The 19,101-nt window shown below is 63.7% G+C and carries 18 protein-coding genes and 3 tRNA genes; 12 read left to right on the top strand and 9 right to left on the bottom strand.

Translation table 11 applies throughout. The features are described from left to right. Window positions 1–2: 2 nt before the first annotated feature. Window positions 3–75 (bottom strand) — tRNA-Gly (locus tag OKC44_RS20840). A gap of 177 nt (window positions 76–252) precedes the next feature. After that, window positions 253–798 (bottom strand): oligoribonuclease, encoded by a 546-nt coding sequence (orn, locus tag OKC44_RS20835; RefSeq protein WP_118880570.1) that lies wholly within the window; start codon window positions 796–798, stop codon window positions 253–255. Window positions 799–889: 91 nt separating this feature from the next. On the opposite strand from orn, the gene rsgA reads away from it, so the two are divergent. The 5 genes from rsgA to OKC44_RS20810 are packed head-to-tail and all read left to right on the top strand — an operon-like array spanning window position 890 to window position 3,730. After that, window positions 890–1,924 (top strand): small ribosomal subunit biogenesis GTPase RsgA, encoded by a 1,035-nt coding sequence (gene rsgA, locus OKC44_RS20830; protein ID WP_039215125.1) that lies wholly within the window; start codon window positions 890–892, stop codon window positions 1,922–1,924. A 28-nt stretch (window positions 1,925–1,952) separates the two neighbouring features. Next, window positions 1,953–2,825, top strand: coding sequence for an archaetidylserine decarboxylase (gene asd, locus OKC44_RS20825; protein ID WP_226031400.1), 873 nt, complete (start codon window positions 1,953–1,955; stop codon window positions 2,823–2,825). Beyond that, window positions 2,822–3,073 carry a VF530 family DNA-binding protein gene (locus tag OKC44_RS20820; protein WP_041217797.1) on the top strand — a complete coding sequence of 84 codons (252 nt, stop codon included), beginning with the start codon at window positions 2,822–2,824 and terminating at the stop codon, window positions 3,071–3,073. The genes asd and OKC44_RS20820 overlap by 4 nt, the downstream gene beginning before the upstream one ends. Window positions 3,074–3,077: 4 nt before the next feature. Next, window positions 3,078–3,329 carry a DUF2960 domain-containing protein gene (locus tag OKC44_RS20815; RefSeq protein WP_011707214.1) on the top strand — a complete coding sequence of 84 codons (252 nt, stop codon included), beginning with the start codon at window positions 3,078–3,080 and terminating at the stop codon, window positions 3,327–3,329. 2 nt (window positions 3,330–3,331) lie between these two features. Beyond that, window positions 3,332–3,730: a hypothetical protein gene (locus tag OKC44_RS20810; protein WP_029304354.1), complete on the top strand. Its 399-nt coding sequence runs from the start codon at window positions 3,332–3,334 to the stop codon at window positions 3,728–3,730. A 112-nt stretch (window positions 3,731–3,842) separates the two neighbouring features. Here the strand turns inward: OKC44_RS20810 and rclC are convergent, their stop codons facing one another. Further along, on the bottom strand, window positions 3,843–4,412 hold the full coding sequence (gene rclC, locus OKC44_RS20805; protein WP_270814878.1) for a reactive chlorine resistance membrane protein RclC: 570 nt from the start codon (window positions 4,410–4,412) through the stop codon (window positions 3,843–3,845). A 42-nt stretch (window positions 4,413–4,454) separates the two neighbouring features. Next, window positions 4,455–4,784: a carboxymuconolactone decarboxylase family protein gene (locus OKC44_RS20800; RefSeq protein WP_017410929.1), complete on the bottom strand. Its 330-nt coding sequence runs from the start codon at window positions 4,782–4,784 to the stop codon at window positions 4,455–4,457. A gap of 113 nt (window positions 4,785–4,897) precedes the next feature. Between OKC44_RS20800 and OKC44_RS20795 the strand changes: the two genes are divergently transcribed. Further along, the gene (locus tag OKC44_RS20795) at window positions 4,898–5,815 is read left to right on the top strand and encodes an AraC family transcriptional regulator (RefSeq protein WP_270814876.1); all 918 of its coding nucleotides are present in this window, start codon (window positions 4,898–4,900) and stop codon (window positions 5,813–5,815) included. A gap of 60 nt (window positions 5,816–5,875) precedes the next feature. Here OKC44_RS20795 and OKC44_RS20790 read toward each other — a convergent pair whose 3' ends face one another. Beyond that, window positions 5,876–6,370 carry a hypothetical protein gene (locus OKC44_RS20790; RefSeq protein ID WP_017410927.1) on the bottom strand — a complete coding sequence of 165 codons (495 nt, stop codon included), beginning with the start codon at window positions 6,368–6,370 and terminating at the stop codon, window positions 5,876–5,878. Between the two features lie 171 nt (window positions 6,371–6,541). Between OKC44_RS20790 and OKC44_RS20785 the strand changes: the two genes are divergently transcribed. Continuing rightward, window positions 6,542–8,515, top strand: coding sequence for a putative bifunctional diguanylate cyclase/phosphodiesterase (locus OKC44_RS20785; RefSeq protein WP_270814874.1), 1,974 nt, complete (start codon window positions 6,542–6,544; stop codon window positions 8,513–8,515). A 67-nt stretch (window positions 8,516–8,582) separates the two neighbouring features. Here the strand turns inward: OKC44_RS20785 and rraB are convergent, their stop codons facing one another. After that, window positions 8,583–8,930, bottom strand: coding sequence for a ribonuclease E inhibitor RraB (gene rraB / locus OKC44_RS20780; RefSeq protein ID WP_076360509.1), 348 nt, complete (start codon window positions 8,928–8,930; stop codon window positions 8,583–8,585). A gap of 485 nt (window positions 8,931–9,415) precedes the next feature. Here rraB and OKC44_RS20775 point away from each other — a divergent pair, with 485 nt between their 5' ends. The 3 genes from OKC44_RS20775 to OKC44_RS20765 all read left to right on the top strand — a co-directional run bounded on the left by OKC44_RS20775 (window position 9,416) and on the right by OKC44_RS20765 (window position 11,971). Next, on the top strand, window positions 9,416–11,629 hold the full coding sequence (locus OKC44_RS20775; protein ID WP_236766453.1) for an immune inhibitor A domain-containing protein: 2,214 nt from the start codon (window positions 9,416–9,418) through the stop codon (window positions 11,627–11,629). A 186-nt stretch (window positions 11,630–11,815) separates the two neighbouring features. Next, window positions 11,816–11,891, top strand: a tRNA-Phe gene (locus tag OKC44_RS20770). 4 nt (window positions 11,892–11,895) lie between these two features. After that, window positions 11,896–11,971 (top strand) — tRNA-Asn (locus OKC44_RS20765). A 43-nt stretch (window positions 11,972–12,014) separates the two neighbouring features. Here the strand turns inward: OKC44_RS20765 and OKC44_RS20760 are convergent. Then, window positions 12,015–12,149, bottom strand: coding sequence for a hypothetical protein (locus OKC44_RS20760; RefSeq protein ID WP_011707223.1), 135 nt, complete (start codon window positions 12,147–12,149; stop codon window positions 12,015–12,017). 225 nt (window positions 12,150–12,374) lie between these two features. Between OKC44_RS20760 and OKC44_RS20755 the strand changes: the two genes are divergently transcribed. Both OKC44_RS20755 and OKC44_RS20750 read left to right on the top strand, forming a co-directional pair. Next, on the top strand, window positions 12,375–13,652 hold the full coding sequence (locus OKC44_RS20755) for an alpha/beta hydrolase (RefSeq protein ID WP_270814872.1): 1,278 nt from the start codon (window positions 12,375–12,377) through the stop codon (window positions 13,650–13,652). A 99-nt stretch (window positions 13,653–13,751) separates the two neighbouring features. Beyond that, a complete protein-coding gene (locus OKC44_RS20750) occupies window positions 13,752–17,312 on the top strand; it encodes an ATP-binding cassette domain-containing protein (RefSeq protein WP_270814870.1) in 3,561 nt (1,186 codons plus the stop codon). A gap of 55 nt (window positions 17,313–17,367) precedes the next feature. Here the strand turns inward: OKC44_RS20750 and OKC44_RS20745 are convergent, their stop codons facing one another. Together OKC44_RS20745 and OKC44_RS20740 are read right to left on the bottom strand one after the other, a co-directional pair. Further along, entirely contained in the window at window positions 17,368–17,577 is a 210-nt protein-coding gene (locus tag OKC44_RS20745) for a YgdI/YgdR family lipoprotein (RefSeq protein ID WP_016351843.1), read from the bottom strand. Window positions 17,578–17,781: 204 nt separating this feature from the next. Next, entirely contained in the window at window positions 17,782–19,074 is a 1,293-nt protein-coding gene (locus OKC44_RS20740; RefSeq protein WP_043119369.1) for a sulfurtransferase, read from the bottom strand. Between the last annotated feature and the right edge of the window lie 27 nt (window positions 19,075–19,101).

Genomic DNA, 19,101 nt, shown 5'->3' with positions numbered 1-19,101 from the left:
GGAGCGGGAAACGAGACTCGAACTCGCGACCCCGACCTTGGCAAGGTCGTGCTCTACCAACTGAGCTATTCCCGCAACTACCTTAAAACGGCCGTACAGCATTTGGTTGCTTGCGCTACTGTACGGGAGCCGAATTATAAGAGCAGACATTCCAATTGCAAGGGCTTTTTTGTCTGGTTGCGCGCGTTCGCTCAAAAGCTGGTCGAACTGTCGATTTTAGCAACCGGGAGAGCACAAGCCCTTGCCGCAGACTCAGATCTTGAAGACGTGACTGCGGTAAAACTGCAGTTCGGCAATGGATTCGCGGATGTCGTCCAGCGCCTGATGGGTACCGCTCTTCTTGAACTGGTCCAGCAGCGCCGGCTGCCAGCGGCGTACCAGCTCCTTGATGGTGCTGACGTCGACGTTGCGATAGTGGAAGAAAGCTTCCAGATCGCTCATGTGCTTGACCATGAAGCGGCGATCCTGACCGATGCTGTTGCCGCACAGCGGGCTGGTGCGCTCCGGCACCCACTGGCGAATGAAGTCGAGGGTCTCGGCGACGGCTTTCGCCTCATCATGCTGGCTCGCCTTGACCCGGGCCACCAGACCGCTGTTGGTATGGGTGTTGACGTTCCAGTCGTCCATCTTGGCCAGCTCTTCATCGCTCTGGTGAATGGCGATGACCGGCCCTTCGGCCAGCACGTTCAGGTCCTTGTCGGTGACGATGGTGGCGATCTCCAGTACCACATTCTGTTCGGGGTCGAGACCCGTCATCTCCATGTCGATCCATACCAGGTTCTGCGCGCTGACTGTCATGATTGCTCTCTCTATTGGGAGGAATGGCGGAATTTTGCCAATTTGCATGTATCATACTGGCTTTGGATCTGTTCATAAACTGGCGAATCGAGTGGCAAAGAAAGCAAAACTCAATCTGGGTCAACAAAGGCGCGTCCAGGCCAACCGCGAGCGGCGGCTGCAAAAAGAGCACACCACGGTCGTGGATGACACCCTGTTTGGCCCGGCCATCGAAGGGGTGGTGATCAGCCGTTTTGGTCAGCACGCAGACGTCGAGGCGAGCGATGGTGCCATCCACCGCAGCAACCTGCGGCGCAGCAGCATCAGCAGCCTGGTGTGCGGCGACAAGGTGGTGTGGCGCCCCGGCCTCAATGCCGCGACGGCCGGCGTCATCGAGGCGGTGCATCCGCGTCACTCGGTGCTGACCCGGCCGGACTTCTACGACGGGGTCAAACCCATCGCCGCCAACATCGACCAGATCATCATCGTCTCGGCGGTGATGCCCGAGTTCTCCACCAACATCGTCGACCGCTATCTGGTGGCCGCCGAGGATGTGGAGATCCGCCCCCTGATCGTGCTGAACAAGGTCGACATGCTCGATGACGCGGCCCGTGCCCGCATCGAGCGCCAGCTCGAAACCTACCGCAAGCTCGGCTACGAGGTGTTGCTGGTAAGCTGCGAGAGCGGCGAAGGGCTCGATGAGCTGAAAGCCGCCCTGACCGACAAGATCAGCATCTTCGTCGGCCAGTCCGGGGTCGGCAAGTCGTCCCTCACCAATGCCCTGATGCCGGGGCTGGATGTGCTCACCGGCGAGATCTCCGAGAACTCGGGGCTCGGCCAGCACACCACCACCACGGCGCGACTCTATCACTTCCCGAGCGGCGGCGATCTGATCGACTCCCCCGGGATCCGCGAGTTCGCCCTCTGGCATCTGGAAGCCGACCGCATCACCTGGTGCTTCGTCGAGTTTCGCGACTACCTGGGTGGCTGCAAGTTCCGCGACTGTACCCACAAGGACGATCCCGGCTGCGCCCTGCGGGCCGCCGTCGACAGTGGCGCCATCAGCGCCGATCGCTTCCACAACTATCACCGCATCCTGGAAACCATGCAGGAAGCCCGTCACGGTCGCCAACAGGCGCGGCTGTGACCCTATTCAACCTACCTTGATGATGAACATGAGCATTACTGACAACCTGAAAATTGCCGGTCAATACTGTCTGCCCAAACACGCCCTCTCCCGCCTGGTCGGCAAACTTGCGGCTGCCGAAGCAGGCAACCTCACCACCAGGGTGATCGAGGCCTTTATCAAGCAGTACCAGGTCGACATGAGCGAGGCGCTGCACGAGAGCCCAGCCCACTACAAGAGTTTCAACGAATTCTTCACCCGTGAACTCAAGCCGGGGATCCGTCCCCTGGTCGAGGATGCCATGACCCTGGCGCTGCCGGTGGATGGCACCGTCAGCCAGCTCGGTCCGATCCAGCAGGGTCGCATCATCCAGGCCAAGGGCCACGACTACAGCGCTCGCGAGCTGCTGGGCGGTTATGAGGATCTGGTGGCGCCGTTCAAGGATGGCGACTTCGCCACCATCTACCTGGCGCCCAAGGATTATCACCGCATCCACATGCCGCTGGACGGCGTGCTGGAGAGCATGGTGTTCGTGCCGGGGGATCTCTTCTCCGTCAACCCGCTCACCGCCGAGAACGTGCCCAACCTGTTTGCCCGCAACGAGCGGGTGGTGGCCACTTTCCGCACCCCGCACGGCCCCATGGCGTTGGTGCTGGTCGGTGCCACTATCGTGGCCAGCATCGAGACCATCTGGGCCGGCAACATAGCGCCGACCAAAGAGAAGCGCGTCGTGCGCTGGGATTACAGCGGCAACGAGGCCATCACCCTGCAAAAAGGCGCCGAGATGGGCCTGTTCAAGCTGGGCAGTACCGTGGTCTGTCTGTTTGGCCCGGGCATGCTGGCCGGTTTCGAGCCCCATCTGGCCAACGGGGTTACCACCCGCATGGGCCAGCCCTTTGCCAAGCTGGCGGCGCAGGCATGAGCGAACAGCCCGCCTCCTCGCAGAAGAACAACCCGCTGCACGGGCTGACGCTGGAAGCCATCGTCACCGCGCTGGTCGAATACTATGGCTGGGAAGAGCTGGGACAGCAGATCAATATCCGTTGCTTCACCGATAATCCCAGCATCAAGTCCAGCCTGAAGTTCTTGCGCAAGACCCCCTGGGCCAGAGAGAAGGTCGAGAGCCTCTATCTGTACGTCCAGCGCAAGCAGGCCAAATCAAAGGAATAACGCCATGGCGTTCAAGATTACCTACACCTACGGCAAAAAAACCAAAGAGATTGGCTACGCCAACGACAAGTTCAACAGCATCTACGATGCCATTGCCGCTGCCGAGGGGATCAACCTGGCCAGCTTCCACGCCATGGAAGAGCAGCTGGCCCAGGTGTGCCGACGCGACAAGAAGAGCGTGAAGGATTACCGGGAGAACTACTTCAAGGAGCTGGGCTTCTCCAACATCGTCATCGAGCGGGACGCCAAGGAGTAAGCATGCGCACCCTGACCCTGATGGCCGCCTCCCTGCTGCTGGCGGCCTGCAGTACCCCGGAACAACATCTGGTTGGCAGTGATCGCGACAGCCACGGCTGCATCGGCAGCGCGGGCTATCAGTGGTCGGCACTGACCAAGCAGTGCGTGCGGCTGTTCGAGCAGGGCATCCGGCTCAATCCGACCGATGCCGGCCAGACCAGCAGCGCCTTCGTGCTGTTCAACGCCGATCAGAGCCAGGCCGAGCTGACCCTGCCAAGCGGCGAGCAGCACCTGCTCACCCGCCAGGGGGCGGAAGGCAACTGGTCGTGGCAAGGCAGCGGCTACACCCTCTTCCCCTGGAAGGGCTATGTGCTCAAAGCCGGCGAGCAGACGCTGTTTCACGGCGATGTCGCCCGCTAACGCGGCAACCTGCTACAAGCCCCCGGCCCCGCCGGGGGCTTTTTTATGCATGCCTCGCGCCCCATAAAAAAGCCGCACCCCAGAGGGTGCGGCAAACGGTAGGCAGGGTCACTCATCCACGTCTGGCCAGCAGGGTTCTGGCCGAATCCACCATGGCAATGTAACCACACGCCAGCATCATGATGTCCTTCAGCACCAGCCGCCCCGCTCCCGACAGATAGGGGAAACCGTGGTGGGCATCCCCCAGCGCCGGCACCCAGGTTTCCGGCGTGAACACCAGAAAGCTGAAGGTGACGAAGGGGGTCAGAAACGCCATCAGGGCCCCGATCAATCCCAGCAGGGGAAAGCGGAAATTGGCCAGGATCAGCAGGGCGAACACCAGTTCCACCACGCCCAGGCCATGGGAGTAGCCATAGGTGTTGTTTTGCTCGTGCCAGGCCCGGTTTTCCGGCACCAGCTCCCCCTCGTGATTGAGGTGCTGACGATACTGGTCCGGATGATCATAGAAGAACGACATGAAGGGGCTGTTGGCCACGAAAGGGGTGATGCTGTCCGCCTCGTAGGGGATGAACTTCAAGAGCCCGATCCAGATGAACACGACCCCGACGGCAATGCGGCAGAGGGTTGCGCCCAGACGATCACCACCCGCGAGCACGGCCAGCAAGCGATTGAATATCAACATCCTTACTCCTCAGGGGCCGGCCGCAGCCGGCCCCGCACGGCCTCAACGATCGATGGCATCCAGCACCCGGGCGGAATAGACCATGGCGGCCCCGGCGTTCATGGCAACGGCAACGCCCAGTGCATCGGCGATCTCCGCCCGGCTGGCCCCCTGCTTGAGGGCGGCATCGGCATGGACGGCGATGCAGCCATCGCAGCGAGTCGTGACGGCCACCGCCAGCGAGATGAGTTCGCGGGTCTTGCCATCGAGCACGCCGCTCTTGCTGCCGGCGGCCGACAGCTGCTGATAGCCCTTGAGGGTATCCGGGCTCAGGGTGCCCAGCTCCATGACGCGGCCCATCAACTGTTTACGGTATTGATCCCAGTCTTGCATCTTGACTCTCCGGTTTGGCAGAACAGGCCCCTGCCTGCTCGATGAAACCAGTATTGCATCGAGGTGTGAGTCGTTTAATACTTTAAAGACGCAAATAACAGTTAAATAGAATCATGAATCAGATAGACCAGCTGATCAGCCAGGCCGGCATCCATGGCACGTTCGACGTGCGCTGCCTCTATCGCGGCGGTTTCAGGCTGCCCCATGAGCAGAGCCCGGCCGGGGTGATGCCGTTTCACCTGCTGATGAAAGGAGAGATCCGGGTCAGCACGGCGCAGGGCGATGACGTGGTCCTGCGGCCGGGCGATCTGCTGCTGCTGCCCGGTGGCGAGCCCCATACCATCTGGCGCGAAGGCGACACCCTGACCCTGGCCGAGCCGGGCGACGGGCTGCTGCCGCTAAGGGGCGATGGCGGCGATCAGGTGGAGTTTCTGTGCGGCGAGTACCGCTATCAGGGGCCGCTGCGGCCGCTGTTGCTGGATGCCCTGCCCAGCCCGCTCTGCATCCCGCTGCTCGCCAGCGAGTCGCAACAGGCGCTGAGCCTGGTGCTGAGTCTGATCCACCAGGAGCTGCTGCGCGAACAGCAGGGCTCGGGGGCGGTGCTGACGGCCCTCAGCCAGGTGCTGCTGGCCATGGGGCTGCGGGCCCATGCCAGCGATCCGCACGGGGTGCTCGGACTGGTCGGCGCCCTGCAGGACCCCAGGCTGGGGCGTTCGCTGCAGGCCATGCTGGCCGATCCGGCCCACCCCTGGAGCGTGGATGAACTGGCGGCGCTGGCCGCCATGTCCCGCGCCACCTTTTTTCGCCACTTTCGCCAACGGCTGGGCTGCAGCGTCTGGGAGTTCATGGTGCGGGTGCGGATGGTGCGGGCGGCCGAGCTGCTGCGCCACCCGGATCAGCTCCCCCTCGGCGAGGTGGCGCAGCGGGTCGGCTATCAGTCGGAGGCCTCGTTTGCCAAGGCATTCAAGCAGTCGAGCGGGATGGCACCAGGCCGCTTTCGCCAGCAGGGCTGGCCGGCCCTGCCCGGCTAGCGGGCCAAAAACAAAAACCCCGTTGCAGGCAACGGGGTTTTTGCTGGCACTCGGCGCGACTTAATTGCCGAGGGTGGAGAACAGGCTCTGTTCCAGGCTGCCGCGGGAGACGCACACCGGGGTGATGGAGGGTGCCAGCACCCGCTCGCCGGAGGACTCGACGAAGTAGAGCTGGGTGTTGCCCTTGACGTTGACGGTCGCCACGCTGTTGTTGCCGCTCTGGGTGATGATCAGGTTGATCTGCAGGTTGGGGTTGCCCAGTGCGACCTTGGAACCCATGGTACCGCAATCCAGCCACTCCAGACCGTCGGCCGAATTCTCGACGTTGGCGGTCATCAGGCCGGAGCCGCGCTGGCTGTTCTCGATGTTAAGACCGTGATCGCCAAACCACTTCTCGGCACGGGCCCACACCAGATCCACCGGGATCTGCATCTCCTGGGTGTTGTTGGTCGCCTTGGCTACCGGCGGGGTATAGCGGTACTGTTCGCCGCCATTGTTGTCGCTGGCACAACCGGCCATCAACAGGGCCAGTGCTACTCCCACAATCTTTTTCATGCTGCTTCTCTCATCCATATAATCCGGCCATCGGCCGACCGGCGGCTATTATGGCGTCAGCGACACAGACTGTCAGCAGGGATCGGCAGAAATGAGTCAGCCTTAACCCAAGCTTTACAAAACCAGCCTGCTATCATAGATTTGCTCGAAATTTCCCCCGTGAGTGTCTGTGTGAACTCCTTGCTCACCCTGCCCCTGCTGCAGCAGATCATCGACCAGCTACCCATGAATATCTTCTGCCGGGATACGGATGGGCGCTACCTGTTTGCCAACCGCGCCTTCACGGAGCAGGCGGGACTGCCGCAACCGGCGGATCTCATCGGCAAGACCGATGCCGACATGCCCTGGGGCGACATCTTTCGGGAAGAGGATCTGCGCCTGCTGGCGGAGGGCAAACCGCTGCTCTATCAGCAGCTGCACTGCAGCAGCGGTGATGCCACCAGCTGGATGGAGATCCACAAGATCCCGCTCTACGACGGGCAAGGCAAACCGGTGGCCCTGTTCGGCATGGTCAATGAGATTGGCCAGCGCAAAGAGCTGGAGCAGACCTTTCGCCAGCAGCAACTGCTGCAACGCCGCCTGCTGGATGCCATCCCGGATCCGATCCGGCTGGAAGACCACCAGGGGCTGCTGATCGACTGCAACCAGGCCTTTCTCGACTTCATGGGCATGGTGGCGAGCGAGGCGCTCGGTCAGCGGGTCGCCCACCGCCTCTCCACCGAGCTGCCGATGGGGCGCGGTGAATACTGCCTGGTGGACGCCAACGGCCAGGGCCGCCATCTGGAAGTCACCCGGGTCGATGTCCCGGACGACGAGGGTAACTCCCTCGGCATCCTCACCCTGAGCCGCGACATCACCGGGCTGCGCACCACCCAGGCCCAGCTGCAGCAGGAGCAGCACTACGACAGCCTGACCGGCCTGCTCAAGCTCTCCCACTTTCTGCAGACCAGCCGTCATCTCGGTGCCCGCAAGGCGAGCCTGGTGCTGGTCGATTTGCAGCACTTTCGCGAGATCAACGACCGCTTCGGCATCCGGGTCGCCGACCGGCTGCTCAATCAGGTGGCCCGCCGCCTGCAACAGCTGGCCCCGCCACAGTCGCTGGTGTGCCGGGTCGCCGCCGACGACTTTGCCATGCTGCTGCCCGAACTGAGCGAGCCGCTGACCAGCTGGAGCCGCCGCCTGCAGGGGGCACTGATGGTGCCCTATCAGGTGGAAGAGCACAGGATCCAGATCCCGGTGTTCCTCGGCATCGCCCACGGCAAGGCCAATGACGCCGAACGGCTGCTGAGCCACGCCGAAGCCGCGCTGGCCCAGGGCAAGCGCCAGCAGCAGCACTGCACCCTGTTCGATCCCGAACTCGATGCCAAGCTCAAGCGCCGCCAGCTGATCGCTGCCCAACTGCCGCTGGCCATCAAGTCCGGCCAGCTGACTGCCGTCTACCAGCCCATCATCAGCACCCGCACCAGCCAACTGCACGGGGCCGAGCTGCTCTGCCGCTGGCCCCACCCCGAGCTCGGCATGATCTCGCCGGACGAGTTCATCCCGCTGGCGGAGGAGCTGGGACTCATCGGCCTGCTCGGCAGCCACATGCTGGAGCAGGGCTGTGCCCAGCTGGCCCGCTGGCAGGTGGCGGCGCCGGATCTGGTGCTCTCCATCAACCTGTCGCCGCTGCAATTTCGCGACCCCGAGCTCTGCCCGCAGATCTTCGCCTGCATCGAACGCCACGGGCTCGCCCCCTGGCAGCTGGAGCTGGAGATCACCGAAGGGGTGCTGATGGAGAATGCCGACGAGATTGAGAGCAACCTGGCCAACCTGATCGAGGCGGGCTTTCAGCTCGCCATCGACGACTTCGGCACCGGTTACTGCTCGCTCGCCTATCTGCCCAGGCTGCAGGTGGCCACCCTCAAGCTGGACCGCAGCTTCACCCAGGGGCTGGCCACCAACCAGGCGACTACCGCCATCGTGCGCTCCGTCATCGGGCTGGGCCACGAGCTCGGCATCAAGATCACCGCCGAAGGGGTGGAGACGCAGGAGCAGCAAACGTGGCTGGTGCAGGCCGGCTGCGATCGGCTGCAGGGCTACCTGTTCAGCCGCCCCCTGCCCCCCGCCGAGTTTGCCCGCAGCTACCAGCTGCCGGAGCAGTAAGCCAGCAACAACAAGGCCACCCGAGGGTGGCCTTGTTGTTTTTGCAACGCGTGCGTGAGCTGGCGCCTTACTCCTGGAAGTAGGTACCCCAGCCGTCGTAATCCACACCGTATTTTTCGAGGATGGGCAACATCTTGGCGATGTCCGCGACTATGGTCTCGATGTCCAGCTTGCACTCGGTGGTGGCGTCGAAGCAGAAGATGGTGGCGCCATCATCCAGCTCCATCTCTTCGGCATCGGTCACTTCGAAACCGGCCTTGAACAGGTCGACCGCCGCCTTCTCCAGCAGATCGAAATCCTGGCAGGCAAAGTGGTGCTCAATCTCGTATTCCAGATCCGGGTTGCTGCCATCGGCCAGCAACTCGTTGACGATGGCGGTGGTCTCTTCGCGCCACTCTTGCATATCAAGACTCATATTAACCCCAGATGCGACTGTGTTGGTATCAAATGCCCGCGCGGGCGAGTGCCGTATCGGCTGTGCCCCTGCCCCGCAGGCATGGTTGCGGCAAAGCATACCCGCACAGCCACCTTGGCTCAATGCGGCAAGCCAAGATAAGCAGCTGGCGGCGGCCACCCCAAATGGGGTGCCATCACAAAAGGTTAATAAAGCGTAATCTTTTGCCGGGAATGAATTGCTCCATATGGAGCTTCAGCTAGACACGGGAAAACCGCACAACCCTCGCAACAAGCCGTTTGAAATCAGCAGGATCCACCAGCAGCGCCCCGGTGACAAAGGCCATGGACGAGGTGTATCAAGGGACGCGGGCGGAGCACTGCCCGTACGGAAAGAGGAGCCAGCCAGGCTCCCTTTTTATCATGTGAAGGAGCACATAGATAATGCCTAAAAAAACAATAATGAGCCTGCTTGTCGGCTCAACCCTTATGATTGGAAATCAGGCCATGGCCGCCCCGGTCCACGGTCCGTTCGATGCCCCCTTGGCCGACGAGGTGAAGGTGCTGGAGATGCTCAAGAAGAGCGGCCGCATCCCCACCCTGGCCTCCCCCGAGCAGGAGCAGGCGGCCCTCGCCAGCTACTATCGCGAGAAATCGCGGGCCTATCAGGGCAACAGCGGCACCCTGGCGGTGAAAGAGGGCAAGGTGCGCGAGACCATCCTCAAGAAGATCCGCCTCAACGGCACCGCCCGTCCCGGCGATCGGGTGCCCACCCTGCTGCTCAAGGCCATCGAGCGGGAACACTACCAAGGCCAGATGCGCAAGGACAAGATCCTCGCCATCCTGGTGGACTTCCCCGACTACCCGAAGAACAGCGTGCGCCCCGAGCTCACCAAGATGTACTACCCGGATTACACCCCGGCGCACTACAACGATCTGCTGTTCTCGTCCAAGGGCTATGCCGGCCCGAACGGCGAGCGGTTCATCTCCATGCGCCAGTTCTACGAGCAGCAGTCCGGCCAGAGCTACAGCGTGCGCGGTCAGGTGGCGGGCTGGTATACCGCCGACAAGAACGCGGCCTACTACGGCGCCAACGCCACCCCGAACACCATCCGGGAGCTGGTGAAGGAGGCGCTGATCCAGGTAGCGAACGACCCTGCCATCGATCTGGCGCAGTTTGACCAGGAGGATCGCTACGATCTCAACGGCAACGGCAACCGCAACGAGCCGGACGGACTCATCGACCACCTGATGATCTTCCACTCCAGCGTCGGCGAGGAGGCCGGTGGCGGCGATCTCGGCGAAGACGCCATCTGGGCCCATCGCTGGAATCTGGGCGCCCCCTACCCCATCCCCGGCACCAGCAGCCCGAGCCAGAACTTCGGCGGCCAGTTTGCCGCCTACGACTACACCATCCAGCCCATCGATGCGGCGGCGGGGGTCTGTGCCCACGAATATGGCCACGATCTGGGGCTGCCGGACGAGTACGACACCAAGTACACCGGCAAGGGGGAACCGGTGGCGACCTGGTCCATCATGTCCTCCGGCTCCTGGGCCGGGGTCATCGGTGGCACCGAGCCGACCGGATTCTCCGCCTGGGCCAAGGAGTTCCTGCAGGCCTCCCTCGGTGGCAACTGGCTGCACGGCAGCAACGTGCAGCTCGCCGATCTCAGCCCCCGCGGCAACGTCTACATGCTGGATCAGGCCAACGACAAGGGGCGCAACGACGACGTGGTGCGCATCAACCTGCCGGCCAAGCAGATCCCGCTCAACCCGCCCTACGCTGGCCAGTACCAATACCACGGCGGCAAGGGCAACAACCTCGACAATCGCATGAGCCTCAAGCTGGATCTGAGCGGCAAACAGAGCGCCAGCCTCGGCTTCAAGGCCTGGTATCAGATTGAAGAGGGGTACGACTACGCCAGGGTGCTGGTCAATGGCCAGCCCATCGCGGGCAACCTGACCACCAGCGACGATCCCAACGGGGTGGGCTTCGGGATCGGCATCACTGGCAACTCCAACGGTTGGATCGATGCCGAGTTCGATCTCACCCCCTGGGCCGGTCAGCAGGTCACCCTCACTCTGCAATACCAGAGCGATGGCGGCGTGGCCGAAAACGGGTTGTTCGTGGACGAGCTGCAGATCCTCGCCGATGGCGACACCCTGCTGAGCGACGGGGCCGAGGGCAGCTCTGCCTTCACCCTGGCCGGCTTTGTGAAGAGCAACGGCAACGAGGCCAAGGATCACTACTACCTGGCCGAGTGGCGCAACCACGCCGGGGTGGACAAGGGGCTGGCCCACATCAACGTGGCCGATCAGCTGATGCGCTACGAACCGGGCATGCTGCTCTGGTACGTGGACAACAGCCAGGCCAACAACTGGGTGGGCGTCCACCCGGGTGAGGGCTTCCTCGGGGTGGTGGATGCGGATCAGCGCACCCTCAAGTGGAGCGACGGCGCCGTGGCCGGCACCCGCTACCAGATCCACGACGCCACCTTCAGCCTGGGCTTTCAGCAGCCGCTCAACCTGAAACACCCGAGCGGCTCCCTGCTGCGCGACTTCTGGATCACCCCGAACCGGGTGTTCAAGGATTCCCGCAGCTACCAGAGCAAGGAGATCCCGGATGCCGGTCGTCTGCTGCCCGAATACGGGCTCAAGATCAGCGTCACCGGCCAGGCCCGTGACATGAGCACCGGGCGGATCATCGTCAGCCGCCACTGAGGAGTACCACAGTTGTGACCAGGGGGCCTCAGGCCCCCTTTTTTATCTGCTGACCTGCCGCCCAGGATGAAAACGGGCCAAACCGCCCAACAAACGCCCTGATTGCTCACTTGTCGAGCGAACAGTCCGACTATCTGCGCCCTGCGGTTGACACATCCGTTCAGAAAGGGTTTAATGCGCGCCGTTGCCCAGATAGCTCAGTCGGTAGAGCAGGGGATTGAAAATCCCCGTGTCGGCGGTTCGATTCCGTCTCTGGGCACCACAATTCCTCCTTAGTTCAGTCGGTAGAACGGCGGACTGTTAATCCGTATGTCACTGGTTCAAGTCCAGTAGGAGGAGCCAAATTTGAAAAGCCCGCTCATCGAGCGGGCTTTTTTCATTTCGGTCAGCTGCCGTTGCAGGTTGCCAGCAGCAGGGTCGCTCCGCAGGTGGCACTGAACAGCAGCAAGCCGGTCTGCAGCACACCCTCCGGGTTTACCCGTTTCTCTTTTTTGCGAAATCGTATCCACTTAGGCTTCATCAAGCCCACCTCGTCCTGTTACGACCCCTGCCCCGTCGGCAGGCGAGCCATCTTTGTGCAGCCGCCCGGCGCCGTCAACTCCCTTGCCGACAATAAATTCATCACGCAGCCACCGTCCGTTTTCCCTTCGTGACAATGTTAACAATTTGGAAAACCGGCGTGACCCGTTCCCACGCCGGGGCTATGATGAGGCCGACGATTTTCCTACCCTCAGGGAGACCCCAGATGAGCAGCCCGTTGCGTTATGTGCTGGATGGCATCCATTGCGAGCCCCGCTTCTTCACCGTGCCCCTCGACCACCAGCGACCGGATGACGAGGAGACCCTCACCCTGTTCGGCCGCACCCTCTGTCGCCAGGACCGGCTGCACGACGATCTGCCCTGGCTGCTGTTCCTGCAGGGCGGGCCCGGCTTTGGTGCCCCGCGTCCGACCGCCGACAGCGGCTGGATCAAGCGGGCCCTGCAGGAGTTTCGGGTGCTGCTGCTCGATCAGCGCGGCACCGGCCACTCCAGCCCCATCAGCGCCGAGGCGCTGGCCCAGCTCACCGCCCCACAGCAGGCGGAGTACCTCGGCCATTTTCGCGCCGACAGCATAGTGCGCGACACCGAGTACATTCGCGAGGTGCTTAGCCCGGGGCGCCCCTGGAGCCTGCTCGGCCAGAGCTTCGGTGGTTTTTGCAGCCTCACCTACCTCTCCCTGTTCCCGGACAGTCTGCACGAGGTCTACCTCACCGGCGGGGTGGCCCCCATCGGCCGCCGTGCCGACGAGGTCTACCGCGCCACCTACCAGCGGGTGGCGGACAAGAACCGCGCCTTCTTCGCCCGTTTCCCCCACGCCCAGGCCATCGCCAACCGGCTGGCCAACCACCTGCACAGCCATGAGGTGCGCCTGCCCAACGGCCAGCGCCTGACGGTGGAGCAGTTGCAGCAGCAGGGGCTGGATCTGGGGGCCAGCGGCGCCTTCGAGGAGCTCTACTATCTGCTGGAAGACGCCTTCATCGGCGAGCGGCTCAACCCCGCCTTCCTCTACCAAGTGCAGGCGATGCAGCCGTTCAACACCAACCCGGTGTTCGCCATCCTGCACGAGTCCATCTATTGCGAAGAAAGCGCCAGCAACTGGGCGGCCGAGCGGGTAAGAAGCGAATACCCGGCCCTGGCCTGGGCACCGGGCAAGGATTTCGCCTTCACCGGCGAGATGATCTTCCCCTGGATGTTCGAGCAGTTCCGCGAGCTCATCCCGCTGAAGGAGGCCGCTCACCTGCTGGCCCAGAAAGCGGACTGGGGCCCCCTCTACGACCCGGCGCAGCTGGCCCGCAACACCGTGCCGGTGGCCTGCGCCGTCTACGCCGAGGACATGTACGTGGAGTTCGACTACTGCCGCGACACCCTCAAGGGGCTTGGCAACAGCCGCGCCTGGATCACCAACGAATACGAACACAACGGCCTGCGGGTCGATGGTGAGCAGATCCTGGATCGGCTCATCCGCATGAATCGGGATCGCTGATCCCGCCGGGCTCGCACCCGCAGCAAGACGACAATATCGAGGGCGACCCATGAGTCGCCCCGCCCCTCTGGAAGCAGCACAAAATAATAAGGACACCCATTGGATCATCCGGAAATCTCGGCCGGCTGGCTGAGCCGCCTCTTCTATCACTGGACCGGCCCGCTGCAGCGCAAGGGGCTGAGCGAGCCCCAGGTCAACCTCGACGATCTCTATCCTCTGCTGCCGGAAGACAGGCGCGATGGCCGTGCCGACGCCTTCCTCGCACTCACCGCCGCCCAGCCGGTGCGCCCCTGGCCCATCACCGCCTTCATCTGGCGCCATTACCGCGGGCGCATTGGCCTGCTCACCCTGCTGCAAATGCTCGGCATGCTGGCGACCCTGGCCAGCCCCTGGCTGCTCAACCACAGCATGACCCAGCTCGGTGCCGGCGCCCCCACCGAGCAAAAATTGCTGCTGGCGTTCGCCCTGTTTGCCTCGGTACTCGCCTCCGGCATGCTGGCGGAGCACTCGCTGCAGCTGGCACTCAAGATGCACGTGCCCATCCGCCGCCTGCTGGCCGAGTCCCTGCTCGCCAAGGTGATGAAGCTGGGTGGCAAGAGCTTCGACGACCGGGCCGGTGGCCGGGTGCAGAACCTCATCAACCGGGACGTGTGGGACATTACCTGGATTCTTGCGGACCCCGCCATGCCGCTCACCATGCTGCTGCAGCTGCTCGGCACCATCGCCCTGCTGGTGTGGCAGGTGGGCAGCGCCGGCCTGGTCGGCTTCGCCGTGCTCACTCTGCTGCTGCTCATCTCCACCCGGGTGGTGCGCCGCATGAACCAGCAGGAGCAGCAGCTCAAGCGTCAGCAGGACGAGCGCAACGGCATCCTGGCGGAGTACATCAAGAAGCTGCGGCTGGTGCGCCAGAACGGGCTCGGCGCCTTCTTCACCCGGGCCGCCGGCCACAAGCGCCAGCAGGAGCTGGGGGTGCTGGGGCGGGTGCTCAGGCTCGATGCCATCAACGAGAGCCTGATGCTGAGCACCCCGCTGCTGGTGACCCTGGCCACCTTCACCACCTATCTGGTCTCGGGCAGAGAGCTCACCCTGCCCCAGGTGTTCACCACCATCGCCCTGTTCACCGTGCTGCGCATCCCCATGATGCGGCTGCCCTACCTCATCCGCACCCTGATCAACTTCAACACCGGCTTCAACCGGCTGTGCGAGTTCCTCAACAGCCCCGAGCAGCACCGGGATCTCACCGACCCCAGCTTGCCGGTGGGCGGCCTGCGGCTCGACAACGTCACCGCCCTGCACCAGCAAAAACCGGTGCTGGAGGGGATCAGCCTGCACATCGAGCCGGGGGAACTGGTGGGGATCACCGGAGCTACCGGGGCGGGCAAGAGCTGCCTGCTGCACCTCATCGCCGGTTTCGACAACGGCTTCGAGGGCAGCATCCGTCGCCACGGCCGGGTCGCCCATCTGGGCCACAAGCCCTGGCTGATGAACGACACCGTCCGCAACAACATCCTGTTCGGTCAGCCCTGGCATGGCGAGCGCTATCGCTGGGTACTGGGGGCCTGTGCGCTGGGCGCCGACCTCACCCTGCTCAGCCACGGCGACCAGACCCTGGTGGGCGAGCTCGGCACCCGCCTCTCCGGCGGCCAGCAACAGCGGGTAGCGCTGGCTCGCGCCCTTTACGCCCAGGCCGACATCCTGCTGCTGGACAACCCGCTCTCGGCACTCGACCCCATCGTCTCGGCCCAGGTGCTGGAGCAGGGGCTCGCCTTCAAGCCAGGGCCGACCCGGCTGCTGGTGAGCCACGATCCGGACGTGCTGGCCCACTGCGATCGGGTGATCCGCATCGAGCAGGGCCGACTGGTGGAGCTCGATGCCCACCAGCTGGCGGATCTCATCCAGCATCCCCGCCCCACCCCGCCGGTGCCGCCTCAGGAGGCGGAGCAGTTCAGCGAGGAGAAGGTGGTGGAGGGCAAGGTGGATTGGGGGCTGTTCGGCTTCATGTGGCAGCGTCTGGCCGCCCCCGGCGCCATCCTGCTCGCCCTGTTGCTCACCCTGGGCCAGGAGGGGCTGCGCATCGCCTCGGATCTCTGGCTCGGCGGCAAGGCCGGGGTGACCGGAGTGAGCGAGCTGCTCGGCATCTATGTGCTGCTGGGGGCAGGCTCTCTCACCTGCATCATGGTGGTGCGGGTCATCAACTACAAACTCGGCCTCAAGCTGGCCTGGACCCTGTTCGACGGCATGCTGGGGCGCATCAGCCGTGCCCCCATGGCCTTCTTCGACAAGGTGCCGCAGGGGCGTATCCTCAACCGCTTCGATCGGGATCTGGGGGAAGCTCAGGAGATCCTGCTGTCGATGCTGATGGGGCTGTTCGGCATGCTGGTGTCGGTGGCGCTGCAGGTGGTGGTGATCGGCGTCAACATGCCGCTGTTGCTGCTCATCGCCCCCCTGGTAGGCTGGGCCCTCTACGTGCTGCAGCGCCGCTACCGGGCGGTGCAGCTCAAGCTGCGGCGACAGGCATCGGTGCTGCGCTCGCCGCTCTACATCAGCATCAGCGAGACCATCCGTGGCGCCCCCGCCCTGCGCCTGGCCGGGGCCGAGCGCTTCGCGCTGGATCAGGTGCTGCTGCACTATGACAACAACCTGCGCAGCTGGTACACCACCACCTCCATCAACCGCTGGCTCGGCATGCACCAGACCCTGCTCTCCGCCGCCCTGGTGGGCGCCGTGGCGCTGATGGTGGCCTTTGGCAACAGCTCGCTGCTGGGGGCCGTGGCCATCACCTACGCCTTTACCGCCTCCGCCATGCTCAACTCCCTCATCCGCACCTTCGCCGAGGTGGAGCAGGTGATGAACGCGGTGGAGCGGGTGCGCGAATACAGTGAAATAGAGAGCGAGCGTCAGGAGGGGGAGGCCCTCGCCACCCCTCACCCTGCTGTGCGCTTCGACAACCTGGGGCTGCGTTATCCGCAGGCCAGCCAGTGGGCGCTGCACAAGGTCAACTTCGAGCTGGCCCCCGGCGAGAAGGTCGGCGTGTGCGGCCGCACCGGCGCCGGCAAGAGTTCGCTGCTGGGGGTGCTGCAGGCCATGTATCCCGCCTCCCAGGGGGAGATCTACTACGGCGAGCAACCGCTGTCCCGGCTGGCCCCGGAGGCGGTGCGCGATCTCTACGACACCGTCTCCCAGATCCCGCTCACTTTCTTCGGTACCCTGCGTGCCAATCTGGCCCCCCTGACCGAGCACGACGATGCGGCACTGGAACAGGCGCTGGCCCGGGTCGGGCTGGCCGAGCGCTGCGCCGGCCGGCTGGACGAGGAGCTCGACAAGCTGCAGCTCTCCGCCGGTGAGACCCAGCTGCTGGTGATCGCCCGCATCCTGCTGTCACGCCGCCCGCTCATCGTGCTGGACGAGGCCACCTCGGATCTCGATCACATCGGTATGCGCAAGATGGCGGAGCTGCTCTATCGCTACCGGCCCGAGGCCAGCTATCTGGTGATCGCCCACCATCTGGAGCCGCTGCTGTCGGTGGACCGGGTGGTGGTGATGGAGGCCGGCACCGTGGTGGAACAGGGCTCGCCGGTGAGCCTGCTGGCCAACTCCCACTCCCGCTTCCACCAGCTGTTCGTGGGTCAGGTGAACCGCCAGGTGCCCCAGACGGTGTGAGGGCTGAAAATGACAAGGGCTGCCCGCGGGCAGCCCTTGTTGCTTGAGGAGAGCCTCAACGCTCCATGATCTGGGTGACGTCATCCTTCTTGATCATCACCTCCCGCCCTTCGGTATCGTAATAGCGGTACATGCCGGTGCTCTCGTCCAGCTTGGGTTTGCTGTCGGTGGTGATCATCTTGCCATCCTTGGTGCTCATGATGTACTGGGAGCTGCACGCCACCAGTGCCAGGGCACACACCAGGATCATCATCAGTTGCTTCATCGCCTGTTTTGCCTCCCGCGTCACCCTCACCACGAGGGTGGTGTCTGAAGCCTAGTTCAACCAGATGAGCACCGTTAACTCTGGTTACCGTAACAAGATCCACTTAAAGAATCAGTCAGTTAGCCACTGAGGATGGACTCTTCCCGACCAGTCTGGAAAAGAAAGGCCGGACATGGGTCCGGCCTGTTTTGTCATCGTCGTCGATTACTTGGCGGGCTTGCGCTCGCCGGTCACTATGGGGTTCTTGGGATCGGCGCTCCACTCGTACCAGCCGCCGTCGTAGACGCTGATCCGCTTCCAGTCCATCAGCCAGGCGTAGAAGAACGCCTCGGAGGCGCGCCAGCCGGTGCCGCAGTAGAAGGCGGCCTGCTGGGTCGGCTCGATATTCCACTCGTCCCACATGGCGAGGATCTCGCGGGCCGGCTTCATGGTGCCGTCCGGGTTGTGGAAGTCGCTCATGCTGTTGGCATCGACACCACCACGACCCCACTTGGCGCCGGGAATGTCGCCCTTCGGCTTGATATAGCTGTAGCCGGAGGTGTTGCCGACAAACTCGTCCCAGGTGCGCACGCTGACCAGGGCGCCGTCGGGCTGCTTGAGCAGCTCCTTGGCCTGACTCAGGGTGGTGTAGTACTCGGGATGGGCCGGGATGGCGACGCCGAACTCCTTGGCCGGAGTGAACTTGTTGGCCAGCCCGGTCTCGGTGCGCAGATGCTGCACGAACCAGGCATCCAGGCCGCCGTCCAGCAGCCGCACGTCCTGCACGCCGGCATACATCATCAGGTGGGCCGCACGGGCCGCCGCCATGGTGTTGCGGCCGTAGAGGATGACGGTGGTGTCATGGCGGATGCCGTTCTCCAGCAGCAGCGCCTTGAGCGCCTCGTCAGAGACCTTGTTCCACAGCGGTTCCTCTTCCAGCCGGTTGGTGTCGATATAGCCGGCACCCGGGATGTGGCTCAGCAGATAGGCCTTGGGTGAACCCCACGCTACCTCGAACAGCTTCCAGTCGCCCTTGGGCGCAGCCACCACCGGCTTGCCTTCCTGCAGGTCGGCCAGCCAGCGCGGATAGACCAGCTGCTGCCAGCGGGCCAGATGCTCGCGCGGCGCAGTTTTCCAGCCCTGCAGCTCGAACAGCTGCTTGATGCCCTGCTGGCGCAGCAGACGAGCCACTTCGGCCACCTCGCGCGGGGCACCGTAGAGCGCCACCGGCCGATCGGCCTTCAGCCCCTTGGTCGCCAGTGCCGCCGGCCACTCCTCATCGCTGTACTTCCACTCGGCGGAGAGGTTCTCGGCGCCGACCACGTGGCCGCCCTGCTGCTCGCCCTCCATCGGCCAGCCCTGATAGAAGTAACTGGCGCGGGTATCCAGAATGACCGCCTGCTTGGCGTTGGCATCCGCCAGCGAAAGCGGTGGCAGTTCGGCAGCCAGGGTCGGCAGGGCATGCCAGAGCAGCAAGGTTGCCAGGGTGGCCCGTAACAAGCTCATTATTCGTTTCATGGTGATCTCTCGATTCAGAGTGACAAG

Origin of the sequence: Aeromonas sp. S41-2, assembly GCF_027705845.1 — a bacterium.
Taxonomy (GTDB): Bacteria; Pseudomonadota; Gammaproteobacteria; order Enterobacterales; family Aeromonadaceae; genus Aeromonas; species Aeromonas hydrophila.
Note: the sequence above shows the minus strand (reverse complement) of the source record. Positions and strands in the feature narration are given on the sequence as shown.